The sequence below is a fragment of the Fictibacillus aquaticus genome, from assembly GCF_002245695.1.
GTDB lineage: Bacteria > Bacillota > Bacilli > Bacillales > Fictibacillaceae > Fictibacillus > Fictibacillus aquaticus.
This window is the reverse complement of the sequence record NZ_NOII01000037.1, coordinates 1-4496: the sequence shown is the minus strand read 5'-3', so window position 1 is coordinate 4496 and position 4496 is coordinate 1. Positions and strand designations below refer to the sequence as shown.

At 45.3% G+C, this 4496-nt stretch carries 4 protein-coding genes and 1 pseudogene; 2 read left to right on the top strand and 3 right to left on the bottom strand.

Going from position 1 to position 4496, the window contains the following annotated elements:
• Positions 1 to 135: 135 nt before the first annotated feature.
• The 3 genes from thrB to CGZ90_RS18910 form a co-directional block, all read right to left on the bottom strand.
• The gene (gene thrB, locus CGZ90_RS18920; protein WP_165766918.1) at positions 136 to 1041 is read right to left on the bottom strand and encodes a homoserine kinase; all 906 of its coding nucleotides are present in this window, start codon (positions 1039 to 1041) and stop codon (positions 136 to 138) included.
• Positions 1038 to 2087, bottom strand: coding sequence for a threonine synthase (gene thrC / locus CGZ90_RS18915; RefSeq protein WP_094254068.1), 1050 nt, complete (start codon positions 2085 to 2087; stop codon positions 1038 to 1040). Before thrC ends, thrB begins: the two co-directional genes overlap by 4 nt.
• Positions 2084 to 3382 (bottom strand): homoserine dehydrogenase, encoded by a 1299-nt coding sequence (locus CGZ90_RS18910; protein WP_094254067.1) that lies wholly within the window; start codon positions 3380 to 3382, stop codon positions 2084 to 2086. The genes thrC and CGZ90_RS18910 overlap by 4 nt, the downstream gene beginning before the upstream one ends.
• Before the next feature lie 347 nt (positions 3383 to 3729).
• Here CGZ90_RS18910 and CGZ90_RS18905 point away from each other — a divergent pair, with 347 nt between their 5' ends.
• Both CGZ90_RS18905 and CGZ90_RS21110 read left to right on the top strand, forming a co-directional pair.
• Complete coding sequence (locus tag CGZ90_RS18905) at positions 3730 to 4347, top strand: DUF47 domain-containing protein (protein ID WP_094254066.1); 618 nt, start codon at positions 3730 to 3732, stop codon at positions 4345 to 4347.
• Between the two features lie 11 nt (positions 4348 to 4358).
• Positions 4359 to 4496, top strand: a pseudogene (locus CGZ90_RS21110) (inorganic phosphate transporter); the annotation flags it as partial.

The following is a 4496-nucleotide window of genomic DNA, read 5'->3' as shown; positions in this document are numbered from 1 at the left end:
CAATGATGGATTCAAGTTGACCAAAAAATGACATAAAGAATCAGCCAAAACAATTTCTCATATAGTTTAGGCGTAGAAGCTTCACTGAAAACTCAGGAGCTTTTACAATTCAAACTGATAAAAAGCATGAAGATTCTATTTTAATGTTAACTGAGATATTTTTGTCCCTTCAAGGTCAGGGAGAAGAACTTCAAACTCATATTGCTGAAACTTTTCCTGTAATGCGTGGGCGAGCTTCTTCCCAGTTTGAGGTTCGGTGAAAATGACGATTGAAGGCCCTGCGCCGCTTATCGCTCCGCCATATGCGCCTAATGCAGCAGCAGCGTCCTTTACTGCGCTGTATTCAGAAATGAATGGCGCACGGTACGGCTCGTGGTATAAATCCTTCTCCATAACGCGGCAAGCTGTCTGCCAGTCACCTTTGTATAATGAAGCGACTAGGATACTGCTGCAAGAGCCAGCACGAACTGCCTTGCCAAAATCTAAATGGTCAGGAAGAGCGTTTCGTGACTCTTTCGTCGCCCATTCTTGAAAAGGCATAGCCATCACCAATTCTACTCTTGGCGGCGGTGCCTGCAAGGTGATCAGTTCGCCATCTGAGAAATGGCTGATCATGATTCCGCCGGTAAATGCAGGGACTACATTATCAGGGTGACCTTCGAGCAGGCAGGCTTCTGTAAGCTTCTCATGCAAAGAAAGGTTAAATTTTAATACTTGATCCGCAAGCTCAATCCCTGCGGCAATAGCTGCAGCACTGCTTCCGAGCCCTTTTGCCAGAGGCAGTTCGCTGTCCATCTCGGCAAGAAAAGGAGGAAGCTCCATTCCATGCCGTTTTGCTATGGTTTCTGCAGCTGTATGCACAAGATTATTTTCGAGCGGCAGTGGTTTATTAATTTGTCCGCTAAAATGATATTCTGTTTTCTCGGACGGAAGGACATTCAGCCGCAAATAGCGGTTGAACGCCATCCCGATGGAATCGAACCCGGGGCCAAGATTTGCTGTCGTTCCCGGCACGGTGATGGAAAACGGAGAAAAACTCATAATACTGGTTCTCCAGCCAAGTGATGCTTGAGAGCCTCCCATTCAGCAGGAATGACAGCCGATTCAACCGGGACAGCACTCATCGCCGTGTCGGGGTCTTTCAATCCGTTTCCAGTCAAAACAGCAACGATCGTACTGCCTTTTGGCAGCTTGCCAGAGTCAGCAAGCTTTTTAAGTCCAGCGATAGAAGCACACGAGGCAGGCTCTGCGAAAACCCCCTCTTTTTGGGCGAGATCGACATAAGCAGCGAGAATTTCCTCGTCAGACACACTGTGTATTGAACCGCCGGACTGCTCAAGGGCTTCGAGTGCCAAAGACCAGCTCGCAGGATTACCGATCCTTATTGCTGTAGCTATCGTTTCCGGCTGTGTGACGATTTCGTTCAGAACGATTGGCGCAGCACCTTCTGCCTGAAACCCAATCATCATTGGCAGCCCCTTGCCATATTCTTTAAACCCTTTCCAGTAGGCTGATATGTTTCCGGCATTTCCTACCGGGATAGCGAGCACATCGGGAGCTTGACCGAGTTCATCGGCCAGTTCAAATGCAGCAGTTTTCTGTCCTTCAAGCCTAAATGGATTAACCGAATTCACAAGAGTATACGGCTCTTCCTCGCTTAATTTTCGGACCATGTCGAGCGCCTGATCAAAATTACCTTGTACAGAATAAATTTCTGCTCCGTACATTTTTGCCTGGGCGAGTTTTCCCGCGGCGATCTTTCCTTCTGGTATAACCACCACGCACCGCAGCCCTGCCCTGGCAGCATAAGCTGCAGCTGATGCAGAAGTATTGCCAGTCGATGCGCAAATAACAGCTTTGCTGCCTTCTTCTTTTGCCTTCGCTACTGCCAGCACCATGCCTCGGTCTTNNAAGGACCCAGTAGGATTTGCCCCTTCATACTTGGCGTAAAGCCGGACTCCCCATTCTTCTGACAGAACTTTCAGCGGGATAAGGGGAGTTTCTCCTTCTAGGAGCGAAAGCAGTGGTGTATCCGAAGTTACAGGAAGATATGGTTTATATTTTTCGATTAAACCTAGTTTTCTCATGCTGAAACTCCTTCCACACGGAAATGGCTTTCGATGCCATAAACGGCGTCTGATTTTAAAAGCTGGCTGTATACAAGGCTGTCACGCTGTTTTGTTGTTCCATGTGTGACAATCACGACCTCAACTGTTCCTTTGCTGCTTGTAGGATTTTGAAGCAGCTTTTCTAAGCTGACACCGTTCTCTGCGAATAGAGAAGCGAGTACAGAAAACGTTCCTGCTTCATCTTTAATATGAAGACGGTAATAAAATTTCCCGTGTATCTCATCAAGCGGCTTTAGTTGCTTCTCATACTGAGGCGCTACATCGTTTTTTCCGTTTACGCCAAGCCTCATGTTACGGATCACTGCTACAAGGTCGGATACGACGGATGTTGCAGTAGGAAGTTCACCTGCACCTGGGCCGAAAAACATCGTTTCACCGACAGCTTCTCCGTAAATGTATACGGCATTGTATTCGTTGTGCACAGATGAAAGAGGGTGAGTATCAGGCAGAAGAGTAGGCTCAACGCTTACCTCGACCTTGCCATCATCTTTTCGAGCGTTGCCGATCAGCTTGATCGTATAGCCGAACTGTCTGGCATAATCAATATCCTCTTTCGTAACTCCTGTGATCCCTTTTACATCTACATCATCAAGATGAATATTCATCGAGAAGCCGAGGGTAGACAAGATCGCCATTTTTCTTGCAGCATCGAGTCCTTCTACATCTGAAGTAGGATCCGCTTCAGCAAAACCGAGCTCCTGCGCTTCTTTTAATACATCTTGGAAGCTAAGCTGCTGTTTATCCATTTTTGTCAGGATATAATTCGTTGTTCCGTTTACGATCCCCATCATTTTTGTGATTCTGTCGGAAGCTAGCCCTTCCTTCAATGCCCGGATAATCGGGATTCCACCCGCCACGCTTGCTTCGTAAAATAGGTCACACCCGTTGTCTGCTGCCGTTTTTAGAAGCTCAGCACCATGAAGCGCCATCAGGTCTTTATTGGCTGTGATGACATGCTTGCCGTTGTTAAGCGCCTGTAGAATATACTTTCTTGCAAGGCCGATACCGCCCATTACCTCAATAACTACATCAATATTCGGGTTGCTTAGCACGTCATCAGGATCAAGCGTCAGCCATTCCTGTTTAGGTGAAACGCGCCGTTCTTTTTCAAGATCCTGGACGAGTACTTTTTCCACGACAACCTTGCAGCCCACCTTGTGCTGAAGTTCCTCCTGGTGTCCGTGCACCATCCTCACGACCCCGCTGCCAACAGTTCCTAGTCCTAGTATGCCGATTGCTACATGTTCTCCCAATAGTCTCATCCTTTCCAGATGCGTGTTCTTTCCACGTGTACATTTGTTTTATTGATACGGACAATTGTACAGAGAAAAGAATATTCAGACAACCCATTAAATTGTTAAGAAAAATAGAGCGCTTTCATAATAGGTTTAGGATATTAAAAGGAGGGTAAATGAACCAATTGTAAACTCTATGTAAAGATTTTGTTAATTTCTTATCAAAATCGACAGAAACTTTCATTTTTCGCTTTGATTATATATAATGTTTTGGGTGGCCAAGTGCTTGTAAAAATAGAAAAAGCGGGACACAGGAAAAACAGATAAAGAAAAGGATTTATATTTCTAATTTTTCGGAGGGTACAATGTTAAACAAGAAAAAGGAAAAGTTTTCTGTCATGCTTACGGATATTGCCAGCAACCTAAAGGTGTCTGCTGAGTATTTCCACGATTTTAAGATTAAGAACGAAAGCAGCTTGCGTGAATTTGCAGATCACTTAAAGAACCTTGAATCTAAGGGCGACTCATATGTACACACAGTCATCACAGAGCTCAACAAAGTGTTTATCACACCAATCGAAAGAGAAGACATCCTCCAGCTTGCGATGAGCATGGATGATATTCTCGATGGAATTGAAGGCTCTTCAGCATTGTTTGATATATACGCTATTACAAATCCCGATGAGTACATGGTTAAGTTTGTTGAGAACATCAAGCTTAGCGCGGATGAAATCCTGCTTGCTGTGAACCTGCTTGCAGATAAGAAATTGCTGGATATGCGCCAGCATGCTATTAAAATTAAAGATTATGAATCAAAGTGTGACGACCTTTACCGTGAAGCTCGCCGTCAGCTCTTCGCAACAGAAAAGGATCCGATCAAAGTCATGAAATACAAAGAAATTTACGACATTCTTGAAGAAATCGCCGACAGCTGCCAGCACGTTGCCAATACACTTGAATCTATCATCATGAAAAACGCGTAACGGTGGCTGGTATGGATACAATTCTTCTAATTACAGTCCTAGTTGTTATCGGGGCGCTGGCATTTGATTTTATTAACGGGTTTCATGATACAGCTAACTCGATTGCGACTTCTGTTTCCACAAAGGCTCTAACGCCAAGACGCGCGATC